A 14,727-nucleotide genomic window follows, 5' to 3' on the forward strand; every position below is an offset into this window, starting at 1 on the left:
AACACCACCCATGGCCTCCTTCCGCACGCTCGACCAGCTCGACGCCAAGGGGAAGCGCGTGCTGCTGCGCGCCGACCTGAATGTTCCCGTGCGGGACGGCGCGATCACCGACCGGACCCGGATCGAGCGGCTCACCCCCACGATCAAGGAACTGTCGGACAAGGGCGCCAAGGTGGTGGTGCTCTCCCATTTCGACCGCCCGAAGGGCAAGCGCGTCCCGGAGATGTCGCTGCGCCCGCTGGCCGAGGCGCTCTCCACGGCGCTGGGCAAGCCCGTCGCCTTCGCCGATGACTGCATCGGCCCGGAGGCCGAGGCGGCGGTCGCGAAGCTCGGCGATGGCGACGTGCTGCTGCTGGAGAACACGCGCTATCACGCCGGCGAGGAGAAGAACGACCCCGCCCTCTCCGCCGAGATGGCGAAGCTCGGCGACGCCTATGTGAACGACGCCTTCTCCGCCGCCCATCGCGCGCACTCCTCGACCGAGGGCGTGGCGAAGCTGCTGCCCGCCTATGCCGGCCGGCTGATGCAGGTGGAACTGGAGGCGCTGGAGGCGGCGCTCGGCACCCCGTCCCGCCCCGTGGTCGCCATCGTCGGCGGCGCGAAGGTCTCCACCAAGCTCGACCTGCTGGGGAACCTGTCGCGGAAGGTGGACGTGCTCGTCATCGGCGGCGCCATGGCCAACACCTTCCTCGCGGCCCAGGGCCACAACATGGGCAAGTCGCTGCAGGAGGCGGAGATGCACGTGACGGCGCTCCGCATCCTCGACGAGGCGCGGGCCGCGAATTGCGAGATCCTGCTGCCGCGGGACCTCGTCGTGGCCGCCGAGTTCAAGGCAAACCCCGCCACCCGCACGGTGGGCGTGGATTCCGTTCCCTCCGACATGATGGCCCTCGATGTCGGGCCGGAGACGGTTGACGCGATCGAGGATCGGCTGCGCAAGGCTTCCACCCTCGTCTGGAACGGCCCGCTCGGTGCCTTCGAGACCCCGCCCTTCGACGCGGCGACGGTGGCGGTGGCCGAGAGCGTGGCGGGCCTCACCCAGTCCGCCGGGCTGAAGTCCATCGCCGGCGGCGGCGACACCGTGTCGGCGCTTCGCCATGCGGGGGTCGCCGAGCGGATGACCTATGTCTCCTCCGCCGGCGGCGCATTCCTCGAATGGCTGGAAGGCAAGACCCTTCCGGGCGTCGCGGCCCTCAGCGCTTCCTGAGGCCCTCGCCCGACACGACCCGCCGCTCCGCCCCCGGGGGGAGCGACGGGTCATGGGTGCAGAGGATCGTGACCTCGTCCCCGTGCTCGCGGGCGAGGGTGCGGAGCATGCGGCGGCTCTGGAGCCGCGCCTCCCGGCTCACCTGCATGAAATTGGCATAGGCCGAGGCGAGGGGCGGCATGCGGAGGGGCTCCTCCAGCTCCGAATGCATGAACACGGCGTCACCGGCATGCAGCACCCAGCCATCCCCGGTCTCCAGCGCCACGCCGCAATGCCCGCCCGTATGGCCGGGCAGCGGGACGAGGAAGATCGAGGGCGGCAGGCCGTGCAGCCCGCGGATGGTGGGCAGGCCGAACCAGGGCGCGCCGGGGGCGCTGTATTCCCGCATGGGATGGGCGAGCTGGGCCGGGCGGTAGCGGTTGCGGGCCACGGCCCCTTCCCGACGGCGCGCGAGGGCGAGCTCGGCGGCGTGGACATGCACCTCGGCCCGCGGGAAGTCGGTCAGCCCGCCGGCATGGTCGAAGTCGAGATGCGTCATGACGATGTGGCGGACATCGGCCGGATCGAAGCCGAGGCTGCGCAGGCGCGACACCGCCGTCTCGTCCGCCTCCAGGTGGATGCGGTCGGCCAGGAGGAAGGCGCGGCTGAGGCGCGGGACGGGGCGGTTCACGTCCTCCAGCCCGAAGCCGGTATCGACGAGGACCAGGCCCGCCTCGGTCTCGGCCAGGAGGCAGCGACAGGCGAGGTGGGCGGGGCCGAGCCCCGGCGTCTCGCCATCCCAGAAGCCGCCGCCGAAGGGACGCATCGAGCCGCATTCGATCGAGTGGATCCGCATGGAGGGGTGAACGCCGGCCGGGGGCAGGGGTTTGTGGCGCCGTGCCCGGCGCGGTTTCCCCTGGAAGCCGCCGCGGCGCTGGGGCAGGCTCGGCCCTCCCGGACCGGAGGCGCCCGCGTGACCCTGCCCGCTCCCTTGCTCCCCGCGCTCCTCGCCACCCTCATCGGCGGCGCGGCCTTCGCCCAGACACCCCCCTCGCCCACGCCGCCGGCCCCGGCCCCGGCGCCGTCCTCGCCGCCGATGACGGAGATGCCCGGATCCTCCGGCATCTCCCCGATGCCGCCGCGGCGGGACTGCGAGCGGGCGCCGCCCTCCCCGACTTCCTGACGACGTCTCCTCAGCCTGAGGGTGCCGGTCCTCTCTCAGTAGCCCTTGGCCGGGTCCACCCGGTTCGGCATTGCCCGGCCCTCGCGCATGGCGCGGAGGTTGTCGAAGAGGATGTCGAGGGTGCGGTCGTTGTAGCGCTCCCGGTCATCGGCCGAGACATGGGGCGTGACCACCATGCCCGGCGTGCGCCAGAGCCGGTGGTCCGGGGGCAGCGGCTCAGGCACGGCGACGTCGGTGACGCAGCCCCCGAGACGCCCGGCCTCCAGCGCGTCGCAGACCGCGTCCTGGTCCCACACCGCACCGCGGGCGATGTTCACGAGGCGGGCGCCCTGCGGCAGCAGCGCGATCCGCTCGCGCGAGAGGAGGTTGCGGGTCCGTTCGGTCAGCGGGCAGGCGAGGACGAGGAACTCCGCCCGCGGCAGCACCTCATCGAGCGCCTCCGTCGGATGGGTCTCGTCGCAGTCCGGATGCGGCTCGCTTCCGTGACGCAGGCCGATGACATGCATCCCGAAGCCGCGCGCCCGCCGCGCGACGCCGCCGCCGAGCGAGCCCATCCCCACGATCACGACCGAGCGCCCGGCCAGGGTCGAGGCGAAGCGCGGCTTCCACTCCCCCCGCCGCTGCTGGTCGGCGAAGGCGGGCATGTGAGTCTGGAGCATGAGGATCGCCATGATCCCGAACTCGCCCGCCTTGTCGGAATGGGTTCCCCGGTTGTTCAGCAGCGCGACCGAATCCGGCAGCCAGTCGAAGGGGGCGGCGCTGTCCACCCCGGCGGAGGTGCAGGCGATCACCTTCAGCCTCGGCGCGGCGCCGGGCAGCACGCCGACGGGGAAGCGCTGCTTCAGCGGCCGCACCCAGCTCAGCAGCACCTCCGCCTCGGGCAGGGCGGCGGCGAGGCCGGCCTCGTCCGTCGCGAAGCTCACCTCCATCCCCACCATGTCGGGGTGCCGGTCAATGGCTGCCCGCCACTGCGCCTCCGTGATGGAGAATTCGGGGTCGCTGGCGGGGTTCTGGACGTGGATTCGCATGCCTTGCCTTTCGCATGGCAGCACGGCGCGCGTGAAGGCCGGGCAACGAGGGCTCCGGGCCGGCGTTGCCCCGGGCATGACCGACTCCGCCCTTCAGGAGGCCTCCCGCCTCGTCGGGGAGGACCTCGCGTTCCAGCGCCGCATCTGGCGCTTCCAGCGCTGGGGCTGGGCGGGACTCGGCCTGCTCGTCCTGCTCGGCGCGCTGGGCGCCTTCGGCGGCGGCCCGCTGGCGGAGGCCCGGACCCGCAGCGAGGACGGCGCGGTGGAGGTGGAGTGGGAGAGGATCGAGCGCGCCGGGCGCGAGAGCACGATCCGCCTGCGGACCGTCGCGCCGCATGCCGGCCCGCTCCTGCTGCGGTTGGAGGAGGGCTTCGTGGACCGCGTGACGGTCTCGGCCGCCGAGCCGCGGGCGGCGGGGGAAGCCCGTGCGCCGGGCCTCGTCCAACTCCGCTTCGACCCGCCGCCGGAGGGACGGAGGGCGGAGGTGGTGCTGCGCGTGCATGCCCGCCGGCCCGGTCTCGTCACCGGGCGCTTGGTGCTCGGGGAGTCCGCGGTATCGCTCCACCTCGTGATCCTGCCGTGACGGGCGGGGGTGGGGGCGCCGCATGGAGAGCGTGATCCGGGCGGCCTCCGTCTATGCCGCGCTCTGGCTTCTGTTCCGCATCACCGGGCGGCGAAGCATGAGCCACATCACCACCTTCGACTTCGTGCTCCTCCTCGTGGTCGGCGAGGCGACGCAGCAGGCGCTGCTGGGGGAGGACTTCTCCCTCACCAACGGGCTGCTCGTGATCTCCACCCTGCTCGGCCTGGACGTGGCGCTCCGCTGGATCAAGGCGCGGGACCAGCGGACGGAGCGGCTGCTGGAGGGACTGCCCACCCTGCTCGTGCTGGACGGCCAGCCAATCCACGAAAGGCTGCGCGAAGCCCGCATCGGCGAGGACGAGATCCTGCAGAGCGCGCGCGAGACCCAGGGGCTGACGCGGATGGAGGAGATCCGGCTGGCAGTGCTCGAGGTGAGCGGCACCATCTCCATCATTCCACGGGCAAAGGATTGAGCCCGCGCCCGGCCGGGCCATGTGCGAAACCGGCCGTGCGCCGGAGCGAAGGGATTTCCATGACACGACGACGCATTCTGCTGGCCGCCACGGCCCTTTCCCTGGCCGGTTTCTCCCGGGCATGGGCGCAGGGCACGCCGCGCCGTGTCCGGGGCACCATCGCGGGCCTCTCCGGGCGGGATCTGACCATCAACACCCGCGAGGGTGGGACGGCGGCGATCCGCCTTGCGGAGAACTTTTCCGTCTCCGCGCTGCGGCGGGTGGAGCTCTCCTCGGTCGCGCCCGGAACCTATATCGGCACGGCCGCCGAGCCGGGGCCGGACGGGGTATGGCGCGCGCTGGAGGTGCTCGTCTTCCCCGAGGCCATGCGCGGCACGGGCGAGGGCCATTTCGCCTGGGACCTGACGCCCACCTCCTCCATGACCAACGCCACCGTCGATTCCGCCGTGGAGGGGAATGACGGGCGCAGCCTCACCCTGACCGCGCGCGGGCAGAAGGTGCAGGTCGTCGTGCCGGCCGACGCCCCGGTGGTGACGCCAGTCCCGGCCTCCATCGAGGACCTGCGGCCCGGCGCCCAGGTCTTTCTCATCGCCACCCCCGGGCCGGATGGTGGCCTCACCGCCGCTCGCGTGACCGTAGCGCGGGACGGCGTGGTGCCCCCGATGTGAGCGAGGCCGCCCTCCCCTCCCCCGCCGCGCGACGGCGGCGGCGGGACGGCCCGCCGCCACCCAGGCCCGGCCCCTGGCCCTGGCTGGACCGCGGCGGGCGCTTCTCCCCCCTCAAGGCGCTCGTGCTGCTCGGCTGCCTCCTGCCCCTGCTCTGGCTCGCCTGGCTCTGGGTGGCCGGCGCGCTCGGGCCGGAGCCGCTGACGCGCGCGACGCATGAGACGGGCGACTGGTGCGTGCGCTTCCTGCTCATCGGCCTCGCCGTCACCCCGGCGCGCTGGGTCTTCGACTGGCAGCGGGTGATGCAGGTCCGGCGGATGCTCGGCCTGGCCGCGCTCGGCTACGGCCTCGTCCACCTCGCCCTCTATGTCGGGAACGAGCACCTGCGCCTGTGGCACGTGCTGCTGGAGATCGTGCGCCGGCCCTATCTCTCCACGGGCTTCACGGCGCTGCTCCTGCTGGCGGTCCTCGGCTGGACCTCGACCGATGGCTGGCTGCGGCGCCTCGGGCGGGAGTGGAAGCCGCTGCACCGGCTGGCCTATCCCGCCACGGCGCTCGGCATCCTGCACTTCTACATGCAGTCGAAGATCAACGTCTCCGAACCCGTGCTGATGAGCGGGCTGTTCCTATGGCTGATGCTCTGGCGCGGGCTGCCGGCGCGCTGGCGCGGGGCGCCCTGGCCGTTGCTGCCGGTCGCGCTCCTCGCAGCGGTGGGGGCGGCGGGGCTGGAATATCTCTGGTACGCGCTGGCCACCAATCTGCCGGCGGGAGCGATCCTCGCGGCCAATCTCGACACCGACTTCAAGATCAGGCCGGCCGTCTGGGTCCTGGTGGCGGGGCTGGGCACGGCGGCGCTGGCGGCGCTTTTCTGGGGAGTTCGCCAGATTTTCGGCAGTCCACCCGCCCTGGCTAGGCCACGGCCGCTGGAGGATTAGGAACCAGCGGCGGCGGTGGCCACCGGCTTGGGGCCGGTCTCCTTGCGGGGCGCGGGCGCTTCGGCGGTCTCGGTCACATCAGTGGTCTTCGCCCCGGGCGCCTCGGCGGCCTCGGGCTTCGCCGCGGCCTCGCGCAGCCCGGCGGGCGCGGGCATGCAGCGGACGGTGCCCGGATTCGCCCGGGCTGCCGCCGCGACGGTTCCCGCGGGGCAGGCCACCTGGCGATGGGTCGGGGGGGGCAGGCCAGCATGCCAGCCTGCCACATCCGGATCCGCCCCGCCGCCCCGGGCCCCACCCCGCCCGTCGCAACGGCCGGGCCGGCCGCGCAGGGGGGTGCCGCCATTGGGGCAGAGCCACCGGGCGATGGCCGACCGGTCCATCACCGTGAGCCGCTCGCCTGAACCGATCACGGGATTCGTGTCCAGCCGGGGACCGGGCGTCACCTGGAAGAAGCGGCGCTCCTGCGCCCGGGCCTCGCCGGGATGCAGGGCCAAGCCCGCCAGCAGCGCCGCAGCGCCCAGGCCGCCCAAGGAACCGATCCGCATCATGCCGCGGCAGATGGGAGCCCCGGGAGAGAGAACCAAGCCCCGGGCGGCTTTATCCCCCGTGCTTGACGCGGGGCGCCCACCGCGCGAAGCCCCGGAGCACAGGCGCGACCTGGAGGAGACAAGAATGGACCTCGATCCCGGCATCAGATCGGCACTGGAGGGCGTCTCCACCGCGACGCTGACGACCGTGCTGCTCAAGAAGGGCCTCCGCAACGTCTGGATGCGCGGCACGAAGCCGATCCGCGAGGGCCAGCCCCGGATCGTCGGCCGCGCCTTCACCCTCCGCTTCGTCCCCGCCCGCGAGGACCTGGCGACGCCCGAGAGCTGGTCCTCCCCCATCTCCACCCGCGCGGCCATCGAGGCGATGCCCGAGGGCTGCGTGGCGGTGGTGGACGCGATGGGCGTGCAGGATGCCGGCATCTTCGGCGACATCCTCTGCGCCCGCATGGCGAAGAAGGGCGTCGCCGCGCTGATCACCGATGGCGTGGTGCGGGACCTCGCCGGCGTGCTCTCCACCAACCTGCCGGTCTGGTGCAACGGCGCGGCCGCCCCGCCCTCCGTCGCCGGGCTGACCTTCGTAGCCTGGGACCAGCCCATCGGCTGCGGCGGCGTGGCCGTCTTCCCCGGCGACGTGGTGGTGGTGGACCAGGACGGCGCGGTGCTGATCCCGCAGGCCCTGCTGGAGGCGGTCGTCGAGGCCGCGGTCGAGCAGGAGCGGCAGGAGGGCTGGATCATGACCGAGGTGGAGGGCGGCGCCTCCCTGCCCGGTCTCTATCCCCCGAACGCCGAGAACAAGGCGCGCTACGAGAGCTGGAAGAAGGAGCAGATGGGATGACCGATCTGACCGGGGCCAAGGGCGTCTATGTCATCGCCCCCACGGCCTTCCACGATGACGGCCGGGTGGACGAGGCCTCCAACGACCGGCTGACCGACTTCTTCGTCGAGAGCGGCGCGACGGGCATCACCGTGCTCGGCCAGATGGGCGAGGCGCCGAAGCTCGACCAGGAGGAGGGGATCGCCATCGCCTCCCGCATGATCAAGCGGGCGGGCATCCCGATCATCGTCGGCGTCTCCGCCCCTGGCTTCGCGGCCATGAAGTCCCTCACCGCGGCGGTGATGGATGCGGGCGCGGCGGGGGTGATGATCGCGCCGCCCAACACGCTGCGCACCGACGACCAGATCGTGAACTACTACGCGCAGGCGGTGGAGGCGATCGGGCCGGACGTGCCCTTCGTCATCCAGGACTACCCCCTCACCTTCAGCGTGGTGATGACGCCGGCGGTGATCCGCCGGATCGTGCAGGCCCACGCCTCCTGCGTGATGCTGAAGCACGAGGACTGGCCAGGGCTGGAGAAGATCTCGGCGCTGCGCGGCTTCGAGAAGGACGGCTCGATGAAGCGCATCTCCATCCTCTGCGGCAATGGCGGCCTCTTCCTCGACTTCGAGTGCGAGCGCGGGGCGGACGGCGCCATGACGGGCTACGCCTTCCCCGACATGCTGGCGGATGTCGTCCGCCTCCAGGCCGAGGGCAGGCGCGACGCCGCGCATGACCTGTTCGATGCGCACCTGCCGCTCGTGCGCTACGAGCAGCAGCAGGGCGTGGGCCTGGCGGTGCGGAAATACGTGCTCAAGCGCCGCGGCGTGCTGGCCAGCGACGCGCAGCGCCGCCCGGGCGCGGGGCTCACCGCCACGGCGCGGGCGGAGGTGGACTACCTCCTCTCCCGCGTCGCGCGCTTCGACAAGCGCGCCGAGCTGGGCGCCCCCAAGGCGGCCTGAACCGGCCCGCCCGCGCGGTAAGCGCCGCGCGGTCAGCGCCGCGCGGGCACCACCGATGCCAGCTCCACGGAGGAGCCCATCGCGAGATAGCCGGCGCGGTTCGGGTGCAGCTTGTCGCCCGGCCCGCCGATGGTGGAATCCGGGATCATCTCCGGCCGCAGCCCGCCCGTCGCGGGGTCGAGCGTCGCGCGGTCGAAATCGGCCACGGCATCGAACAGCCCGCCCTCCCGGATGAAGGCGTTCAACCCCTTCCGCTTCTCGTCCTGCTCTGCATGGCCGTGGGCGGCGCTCGTGCTGCCGAGGGCGGGCGTCACCGTCGCGCCGATCACCCGAACCCCGGAGATCGCCGCGCGGAGGCGGCGCACGCCCTCCCGCATCCCGTCCCTCGCGGCGTCCAGGGAGGCGTTGCCGTTGCGGCTGAAGTCGTTCGTCCCCTCCAGCCAGACTACCGTGGTGACGCCGGACAGGGAGATCACGTCCCGCTCCAGCCGCGCCAGCGCCGAGGGGCCGCCCGGGAAGGGCTTGTCCGGCCCGTACTCCGCGGGCCCGACCACCTGGTTGCCGCCGATCCCCGCATTCACGACGGAGACGCGGTTCCCCATGGCGGCGTTGAGCCGCCGCGCGAGCACGTCCGGCCAGCGATCGTCCCCATTCATGGTCGAGGCCGTGCCGTCCGTGATCGAGTCGCCGAAGCAGACGACGACCGGGGTGGCGGCGGGGGCGGAGACGTCCAGCGCATCCAGGAAGAACCAGGAGGCCGTCGAGAACGGAAAGGCCTCTTCCCCCTCCTCGCCGCCCCTGGATCCGGCGCCGGGCGCGGTGGCGTAGGAGGTCTGCAGCGCCTTCGCGTGCCAGCTCATCGGCCCGCTCGCCCCGGCGACATGGAAGGAGACGGCCAGCTTGCGGCCCATCAGCAGCGGCGAAGCCGGTTCCGCTGCGAAGGGCAGGTCCACCGCGTCGGACCAGACCTGCCCGCCCGGCTCGATCGTCACGCCTTCCGCCCCGGCGAAGCGGACCGGGCGCTTCGTGCCGGGAACCAGCGCGCCGCCGCTGTGCTGAAGGCCGATATGGGCGCCGTCCAGCCGCAGGGGGCGGGTTCCGAAGGCGTTGGTGAAGCGCAGCCTCGCCCGCCTGCCCCAAAGAGAGGGTCGCAGGACCAGGCGCAGCGTCATGTCCCGCGCACCCTCGGCCGGATCGGGGAAGATGAAGGACTGGTTCGGCTGGGCCGAGGGGTTGCCGACCGGATAGGGCCCCTGCACCGAGGCTGCCCAGCTCGTCGCCCAGCCCTCCCCCGCGGCGGCCTCCTGTGCCCGGAGTTCGCGTGCAACGGTTCCCGCGAGAATGGCGGCAAGCGTTCCCTGCCCGAAGCTGCGGCGGTCCATGGCATCCTCCCCACCCGGCTCTCCGGCCGGCACGGGAAGCTTCCATGCCCCGCCCTTCAGGACAAGGCCGATGGCCGGGGCGGGGATGGTGGTGGGAAGTCCGGAGGACGGCTCCGGTGTACCCTGCGCCCGCGCCGCAGGGCACGGCGGCGCAGCCAGGGCGCGACGAGGAAGAGCGGTGCGGTCAGCAGGGGCAGCAGCCCGAGCCAGGCAGCCAACACGCGCGGCCCGAGCAGGGCACCCCCGGCCGCGACGCCCATCGCCACGGCGTTCAACAGGACGGCAGCCGTCCACCAGCGCCGGCCCAGCGCTTCCAGCGCCTCGGCCGAGCCCGGCTTCTCAGGCTCCAGCGTGTAGGGACGTCCGTCCCGGCCGACCTCGTAGAGCCGCGCCGGGTCCGGCGTGAACCCCGCAGGGCTCACGGCGGTGACTCAGCGGCGGACGACGATGAAAGCGGGCGTGCCGGCACGGCCGGCGCGCCGCACGCGCCACCAGAGGGAGACGAAGCCCACCAGCCCCGCCACGACGAGGACGGGGATGAGAAGGCCGAGCAGCAGGGCCGCAACGGCCGCGAGCACGAGCCCGCCCGCCACGGCCGTGGCGAGCACGGCGGCACCACCCAGGCGCAGCAGCGCGCGGTCGAGCCAGGAGCCGCCGCGCAGCGGACGCGGCGGTTCCCGGAAGTCCCCCTCGGGCGTCATATCGAGAACCGGAGGCCGGTGCGGGTCCTGGATCATGCCGACCATGTCGCCCCACCCGGCCCCGGCTTCAAGGGGCCGCCGTCGGGGGTTAAGAGAGGGCATGACGCCCCGCCTCCGGTCCCTCGACGAGCTGCATCCCGGCGACCGCTACGAGCTGGGCCGGATGTCTCTCTCCCTCGACGAGATCCGCGCCTTCGCCTCCCGCTACGACCCCCAGCCCTTCCACCTGGACGAGGAGGCGGCCCGTGACTCGGTGTTCGGGACGGTCGTGGCGGCCGGGCTGCACACCCTCTCGGCCTGCTTCGGCATGCTGATGGCGAGCCCCCTGCTGCGCGACATCAGCCTCGCCGGCTCGGCCATGGAGATCCGCTGGCCCGCGGCGCTGCGGCCGGACGAGGAGGTCTCGGTGGCCGTGGAGGTGGTGGAGGTGAAGCCCTCCCGCGCGCGGCGGGACCGCGGCTCCGCCCGGCTCCGCTACATCGCGACCCGGGTGGCGGACGGGGTAATCGTCCTGGATGCGACGGGGCTGCACCACCTCCGCCGCTGACGCCTGGAAAAAGAGACGGCACGGAGGGAGATCCCGCCCGCGCCGCCGAAGATCCGTGCGGCCCCGCGCGAGGCGGGGCCACCGGGAGATCAGGCCGAAGCCTTCATGATCTCGTCCGCCACGTTGCGGGGAACGGGATCGTAGTGGTGGAACTGCATGGAGAAGGAGGCGCGCCCCTTCGTCATGCCGCGCAGGTTGGAGATGTAGCCGAACATCTCCTTCAGCGGGACATGGGCCCGGATGATGACCGAGGTCGAGGCCATGTCCTGGCTCTGGATCACGCCGCGGCGACGGTTCAGGTCGCCCACCACGTCGCCGACATGGTCGGACGGGGTGGTCACCTCCACGTCCATGATCGGCTCCAAGATGACCGGGCCGGCCTTCTTCATGCCCTCGCGGAAGCAGGCCTTGGCGGCGATCTCGAAGGCGAGGGCGCTCGAGTCGACGTCGTGGTACTTGCCGTCCACCAGGGAGTACTTGAAGTCCACCGTCGGGAAGCCGGCGAGCACGCCCGTGTCGGCCTGCACCTTGATACCCTTCTCGACGGCCGGGATGTACTCCTTCGGCACCGAGCCGCCGGCGGTGCCGTTCACGAACTCGATGCCCGTGTTCCGCTCCTTCGGCTCGAAGACGATCTTCACCTCGGCGTACTGGCCCGAGCCACCCGACTGCTTCTTGTGGGTGTAGGTCTCGGTGTGCGGCTTGGTGATCGTCTCGCGATAGGCGACCTGCGGGGCGCCGATATTGGCGTCCACGCCGTACTCGCGGCGAAGGCGGTCGATGATGATCTCGAGATGCAGCTCGCCCATGCCGGACAGGATGGTCTGGCCGGTCTCCTGGTCCGTCTTCAGGCGCAGCGAGGGGTCCTCGCCGGCCAGCTTCTGCAGCCCGAGGGTCATCTTCTCGACGCCCTCCTTCGTCTTCGGCTCGACCGAGATGTCGATCACGGGCACCGGGAAGGCCATGCGCTCGAGCACCACCGGGTCCTCGGAGGAGGCCAGCGTGTCGCCCGTGCCGGTGTCCTTCAGGCCCACGAAGGCCGCGATGTCGCCGGCGGTGACCTCCTTGATCTCCTCGCGCTTGTCGGCGTGCATCTGGAACATGCGGCCAACGCGCTCCTTGCCCTCCTTGGTCGTGTTGAGGACCGTGTCGCCGGTCTTCAGCACGCCCGAGTAGACGCGGACGAAGGTCAGGTTGCCGTACTTGTCGTTGACGATCTTGAAGGCGAGGCCGGCGAAGGGGGCGTCCACATTCGCGGGGATGATCCGGCGATCGGCCGCCTCGTCCTCACCCTCTTCCGCGGCCACCTTGATGCCGGGGATGTCGACCGGGCTCGGCAGGTAGTCGATCACCGCGTCGAGCAGGGGCTGCACGCCCTTGTTCTTGAAGGCCGAGCCGCAGAACACCGGGCGGAAGGTGCCATCGATCGTGCCGCGCTTGATGCAGCGCTTCAGGGTCGCGATCTCGACGTCGCCCTTGTCGAAATACTCCTCCATCGCCGCGTCATCGACGGACAGGGCGGTGTCGAGCAGGATCTGGCGGTACTCGGCCGCCTTGTCCTTCAGGTCGTCGGGGATCGGCGTCTCGTGGTACTTCGCGCCGAGCTCGTCGCCCTCCCAGATATAGGCCTTCATCTCGACGAGGTCGACGATGCCCTTGAGGCTGTCCTCGATGCCGATCGGGAGCTGGAGTGTGACCCAGTTGATGCCGAGCTTCTCGGTCAGGGTCGCGGCGGCGCGGTAGAAGTCGGCGCCCGTGCGGTCCAGCTTGTTGATGAAGATGATGCGGGGGACGTTGTAGCGGTCCGCCAGGCGCCAGTTCGTCTCGGACTGCGGCTGCACGCCGGCCACGCCCTCGATGATGAAGACGGCGCCGTCGAGCACGCGCAGCGAGCGGTTCACCTCGATGTTGAAGTCGATGTGGCCCGGGGTGTCGATGACGTTGATCCGGTGGTCCTTCCACTCGGCGGTCACGGCGGCGGAGGTGATCGTGATGCCGCGCTCACGCTCCTGCTCCATGTAGTCCGTGGTGGTGTTGCCCTCGTGGACCTCACCGATCTTATGGGACTTGCCGGTGTAGTAGAGGATACGCTCCGTCGTCGTCGTCTTGCCGGCGTCGATATGCGCCGTGATGCCGATGTTGCGGATACGCTCGAGAGGGGTGCGCGCCACTGGGGCCTCCGTCGGACGCGGGCTTGCCGCGCTGTTAGTCACGCGGCCGGGGCCGCGCGGTTGTGGACGCGGCGGGTGCCGCGTGATGGTCAGCACGGCCAGGGCCGTGCGGTGTCTCTGAAGCCGGGTCGCCGGGCTGGATCCCGTCGGCCCTGCTTGCCGGCGCGCGGCGGGGCGTCCCGGATGCGGTTGCACGGGCCATTGGCGACCCTGTCGCCCCGCCCGTGCCCGAACCGGTCTGCCCTGATGCCGCCGGGCGCCGCTGCGCGCCCCTGCTGCGGTCGCACACATGCTCTGCCGGACGCCAATTTGCAAGCATTCCTGATTGCGGAACTGCTCGGCGATCGTGTCAGGGCCGGCGACCCTTGGGCCCTCCGGGCCCGGTATCCCCGGCCGAGGCGGCCGGGATAGGGGGACTGGCCCCGGGCCGGTGCGGGCGGCTTGCCCCTCGCCCTGCCTCAGCGAATCGGTGCGGGCCCTCAGTCGTCCCGGTGGACGCGCTCCATCCGCTCGTGGCGCTCCTGCGCCTCGATGGAAAGGGTGGCGATCGGGCGGGCTTCGAGTCGGCGCAGGCCGATGGGCTCCCCCGTCTCCTCGCAGTAGCCGTAGGTGCCGTTGTCCACGCGCTCCAGCGCCTGGTCGATCTTGCTGATCAGCTTGCGCGCGCGGTCGCGGGTGCGGAGTTCCAGGGCGCGGTCGGTCTCGACGCTCGCCCGGTCGCTCAGGTCAGCCTCGATAATGCCGCCCTGGCCCATGGAGGAGAGGGTTTCACCGGCTTCCCGGAGCAGCTCCTGCCTCCAACGCAGCAGCTTCTGGCGAAAATAGGCGAGCTGCCGTGGGTTCATGAAGGCCTCGTCGTCCGAGGGCCTGTAGTCCGGCGGCAGGGTGATGAGCATGGCTTGCATCCCAATAGCCTGGCCCGACCCCCCGGTCCCCCCGGCCGGTCAGGCAGCCGCGTATAGCGATGCCCCCGGTCTCAAAACAAGGGGAAGTCCCCTGCCATTCACCAGAGCGCGGTCGCGTCGCGCAGCTTATCACTGTTATGCAACATTTAAGCAATCGCCAGGCCATGCCGGGCCAGTTCGATCCTGGCACGGAGGGCGATGCCGGCCAGGGCGTCGGCCAGCACCGGGTCGGCCGGCTGCTCGCCCTCGGCCAGGGCCGCGATTCGGGTGAGCCGCGCCGGGTCCACCCCGCTGCCCAGCATCTCGGCCTGGAGCGCCGACATCTCCTTCAGCAGGTCGCGCGCGCGGGCATGCCCGCGCCGGTCGCGCTCGGCGTCGTCGCCGGCCTCCTGCAGCGCCACGAGCCCGACCGCGGTGGCCGGGGCGGCCGCCGCGGCCCCCTCGGCCTCCCGCGCCGCGGGCTGGGACAGGCGGAAGCCGCCTCCGCCGCGGGCCGCCGGGCGCGCGGGCCCTGCCATGCCGGCCCGTCCCGTTCCGTTGATGCCGATCATCCCGCCTCGTCCTCGTCCCTGCCGCAACGCCTGTCCGAACCTGCCGTGGGGAGGGCCGGAAACGGCCCCCATCCGGCAAACCCTGCCGCCCCCT

General features: G+C 72.0%; 18 protein-coding genes. 9 read left to right on the forward strand and 9 right to left on the reverse strand.

The window, feature by feature from the left end:
* Nucleotides 1–10 precede the first annotated feature (10 nt).
* The gene (locus tag FHS87_RS08325; RefSeq protein ID WP_184516202.1) at nt 11–1,207 is read left to right on the forward strand and encodes a phosphoglycerate kinase; all 1,197 of its coding nucleotides are present in this window, start codon (nt 11–13) and stop codon (nt 1,205–1,207) included.
* On the opposite strand, the gene FHS87_RS08330 is transcribed toward FHS87_RS08325, so the two are convergent.
* Nucleotides 1,194–2,012 carry an MBL fold metallo-hydrolase gene (locus FHS87_RS08330; protein WP_221299681.1) on the reverse strand — a complete coding sequence of 273 codons (819 nt, stop codon included), beginning with the start codon at nt 2,010–2,012 and terminating at the stop codon, nt 1,194–1,196. The two genes, FHS87_RS08325 and FHS87_RS08330, sit on opposite strands and share 14 nt — an antisense overlap.
* A 147-nt stretch (nt 2,013–2,159) precedes the next feature.
* Between FHS87_RS08330 and FHS87_RS08335 the strand changes: the two genes are divergently transcribed.
* The gene (locus FHS87_RS08335) at nt 2,160–2,369 is read left to right on the forward strand and encodes a hypothetical protein (protein WP_184516208.1); all 210 of its coding nucleotides are present in this window, start codon (nt 2,160–2,162) and stop codon (nt 2,367–2,369) included.
* Nucleotides 2,370–2,404: 35 nt separating this feature from the next.
* Here FHS87_RS08335 and FHS87_RS08340 read toward each other — a convergent pair whose 3' ends face one another.
* The gene (locus tag FHS87_RS08340) at nt 2,405–3,397 is read right to left on the reverse strand and encodes a D-2-hydroxyacid dehydrogenase (protein ID WP_184516210.1); all 993 of its coding nucleotides are present in this window, start codon (nt 3,395–3,397) and stop codon (nt 2,405–2,407) included.
* Nucleotides 3,398–3,473: 76 nt separating this feature from the next.
* Between FHS87_RS08340 and FHS87_RS08345 the strand changes: the two genes are divergently transcribed.
* Genes FHS87_RS08345 through FHS87_RS08360 form a run of 4 tightly spaced genes read left to right on the forward strand, consistent with a single transcriptional unit; the run spans nt 3,474 to nt 6,052 of the window.
* Nucleotides 3,474–3,980 (forward strand): hypothetical protein, encoded by a 507-nt coding sequence (locus tag FHS87_RS08345; RefSeq protein ID WP_184516213.1) that lies wholly within the window; start codon nt 3,474–3,476, stop codon nt 3,978–3,980.
* Nucleotides 3,981–4,002: 22 nt separating this feature from the next.
* Nucleotides 4,003–4,452 carry a DUF421 domain-containing protein gene (locus FHS87_RS08350; RefSeq protein WP_184516216.1) on the forward strand — a complete coding sequence of 150 codons (450 nt, stop codon included), beginning with the start codon at nt 4,003–4,005 and terminating at the stop codon, nt 4,450–4,452.
* 59 nt (nt 4,453–4,511) lie between these two features.
* The gene (locus FHS87_RS08355) at nt 4,512–5,120 is read left to right on the forward strand and encodes a hypothetical protein (RefSeq protein ID WP_184516219.1); all 609 of its coding nucleotides are present in this window, start codon (nt 4,512–4,514) and stop codon (nt 5,118–5,120) included.
* On the forward strand, nt 5,117–6,052 hold the full coding sequence (locus tag FHS87_RS08360; RefSeq protein ID WP_184516222.1) for a protein-methionine-sulfoxide reductase heme-binding subunit MsrQ: 936 nt from the start codon (nt 5,117–5,119) through the stop codon (nt 6,050–6,052). The genes FHS87_RS08355 and FHS87_RS08360 overlap by 4 nt, the downstream gene beginning before the upstream one ends.
* On the opposite strand, the gene FHS87_RS08365 is transcribed toward FHS87_RS08360, so the two are convergent.
* Nucleotides 6,049–6,582, reverse strand: a complete 534-nt coding sequence (locus FHS87_RS08365; RefSeq protein ID WP_184516225.1) for a hypothetical protein — start codon at nt 6,580–6,582, stop codon at nt 6,049–6,051. The genes FHS87_RS08360 and FHS87_RS08365 overlap by 4 nt on opposite strands.
* Before the next feature lie 142 nt (nt 6,583–6,724).
* On the opposite strand from FHS87_RS08365, the gene FHS87_RS08370 reads away from it, so the two are divergent.
* A complete protein-coding gene (locus tag FHS87_RS08370) occupies nt 6,725–7,435 on the forward strand; it encodes a ribonuclease activity regulator RraA (protein ID WP_184516228.1) in 711 nt (236 codons plus the stop codon).
* Nucleotides 7,432–8,376 (forward strand): dihydrodipicolinate synthase family protein, encoded by a 945-nt coding sequence (locus tag FHS87_RS08375; RefSeq protein ID WP_184516230.1) that lies wholly within the window; start codon nt 7,432–7,434, stop codon nt 8,374–8,376. Before FHS87_RS08370 ends, FHS87_RS08375 begins: the two co-directional genes overlap by 4 nt.
* A 32-nt stretch (nt 8,377–8,408) precedes the next feature.
* Here FHS87_RS08375 and FHS87_RS08380 read toward each other — a convergent pair whose 3' ends face one another.
* From FHS87_RS08380 to FHS87_RS08390, 3 genes are read right to left on the reverse strand one after another with little or no spacing between them, the layout of a single operon-like run.
* Complete coding sequence (locus FHS87_RS08380) at nt 8,409–9,758, reverse strand: GDSL-type esterase/lipase family protein (RefSeq protein ID WP_184516233.1); 1,350 nt, start codon at nt 9,756–9,758, stop codon at nt 8,409–8,411.
* Nucleotides 9,759–9,814: 56 nt separating this feature from the next.
* Nucleotides 9,815–10,180, reverse strand: a complete 366-nt coding sequence (locus tag FHS87_RS08385) for a hypothetical protein (RefSeq protein WP_184516236.1) — start codon at nt 10,178–10,180, stop codon at nt 9,815–9,817.
* Between the two features lie 9 nt (nt 10,181–10,189).
* On the reverse strand, nt 10,190–10,504 hold the full coding sequence (locus FHS87_RS08390) for a hypothetical protein (protein WP_246418232.1): 315 nt from the start codon (nt 10,502–10,504) through the stop codon (nt 10,190–10,192).
* A 55-nt stretch (nt 10,505–10,559) separates the two neighbouring features.
* Between FHS87_RS08390 and FHS87_RS08395 the strand changes: the two genes are divergently transcribed.
* The gene (locus FHS87_RS08395) at nt 10,560–11,006 is read left to right on the forward strand and encodes a MaoC/PaaZ C-terminal domain-containing protein (protein ID WP_184516239.1); all 447 of its coding nucleotides are present in this window, start codon (nt 10,560–10,562) and stop codon (nt 11,004–11,006) included.
* A gap of 89 nt (nt 11,007–11,095) precedes the next feature.
* On the opposite strand, the gene fusA is transcribed toward FHS87_RS08395, so the two are convergent.
* The 3 genes from fusA to FHS87_RS08410 all read right to left on the reverse strand — a co-directional run bounded on the left by fusA (nt 11,096) and on the right by FHS87_RS08410 (nt 14,633).
* Nucleotides 11,096–13,177 (reverse strand): elongation factor G, encoded by a 2,082-nt coding sequence (fusA, locus tag FHS87_RS08400; RefSeq protein WP_184516241.1) that lies wholly within the window; start codon nt 13,175–13,177, stop codon nt 11,096–11,098.
* A gap of 479 nt (nt 13,178–13,656) precedes the next feature.
* Nucleotides 13,657–14,073, reverse strand: coding sequence for an RNA polymerase-binding protein DksA (gene dksA / locus FHS87_RS08405; RefSeq protein WP_184516481.1), 417 nt, complete (start codon nt 14,071–14,073; stop codon nt 13,657–13,659).
* A gap of 155 nt (nt 14,074–14,228) precedes the next feature.
* Entirely contained in the window at nt 14,229–14,633 is a 405-nt protein-coding gene (locus tag FHS87_RS08410) for a flagellar assembly protein FliX (protein WP_184516244.1), read from the reverse strand.
* Nucleotides 14,634–14,727: the final 94 nt, after the last annotated feature.

The sequence above is a fragment of the Muricoccus pecuniae genome, from assembly GCF_014199205.1.
GTDB lineage: Bacteria > Pseudomonadota > Alphaproteobacteria > Acetobacterales > Acetobacteraceae > Roseomonas > Roseomonas pecuniae.

Coding starts and splice junctions, on each gene's coding strand:
- FHS87_RS08325 (WP_184516202.1), top strand. CDS start 11: ATGGCCTCCTTCCGCACGCTCGACCAGCTCGACGCCAAGGGGAAGCGC.
- FHS87_RS08330 (WP_221299681.1), bottom strand. CDS start 2,012: ATGCGTCCCTTCGGCGGCGGCTTCTGGGATGGCGAGACGCCGGGGCTC.
- FHS87_RS08340 (WP_184516210.1), bottom strand. CDS start 3,397: ATGCGAATCCACGTCCAGAACCCCGCCAGCGACCCCGAATTCTCCATC.
- FHS87_RS08345 (WP_184516213.1), top strand. CDS start 3,474: ATGACCGACTCCGCCCTTCAGGAGGCCTCCCGCCTCGTCGGGGAGGAC.
- FHS87_RS08350 (WP_184516216.1), top strand. CDS start 4,003: ATGGAGAGCGTGATCCGGGCGGCCTCCGTCTATGCCGCGCTCTGGCTT.
- FHS87_RS08355 (WP_184516219.1), top strand. CDS start 4,512: ATGACACGACGACGCATTCTGCTGGCCGCCACGGCCCTTTCCCTGGCC.
- FHS87_RS08370 (WP_184516228.1), top strand. CDS start 6,725: ATGGACCTCGATCCCGGCATCAGATCGGCACTGGAGGGCGTCTCCACC.
- FHS87_RS08375 (WP_184516230.1), top strand. CDS start 7,432: ATGACCGATCTGACCGGGGCCAAGGGCGTCTATGTCATCGCCCCCACG.
- FHS87_RS08380 (WP_184516233.1), bottom strand. CDS start 9,758: ATGGACCGCCGCAGCTTCGGGCAGGGAACGCTTGCCGCCATTCTCGCG.
- FHS87_RS08390 (WP_246418232.1), bottom strand. CDS start 10,504: ATGGTCGGCATGATCCAGGACCCGCACCGGCCTCCGGTTCTCGATATG.
- FHS87_RS08395 (WP_184516239.1), top strand. CDS start 10,560: ATGACGCCCCGCCTCCGGTCCCTCGACGAGCTGCATCCCGGCGACCGC.
- dksA (WP_184516481.1), bottom strand. CDS start 14,073: ATGCTCATCACCCTGCCGCCGGACTACAGGCCCTCGGACGACGAGGCC.
- FHS87_RS08410 (WP_184516244.1), bottom strand. CDS start 14,633: ATGATCGGCATCAACGGAACGGGACGGGCCGGCATGGCAGGGCCCGCG.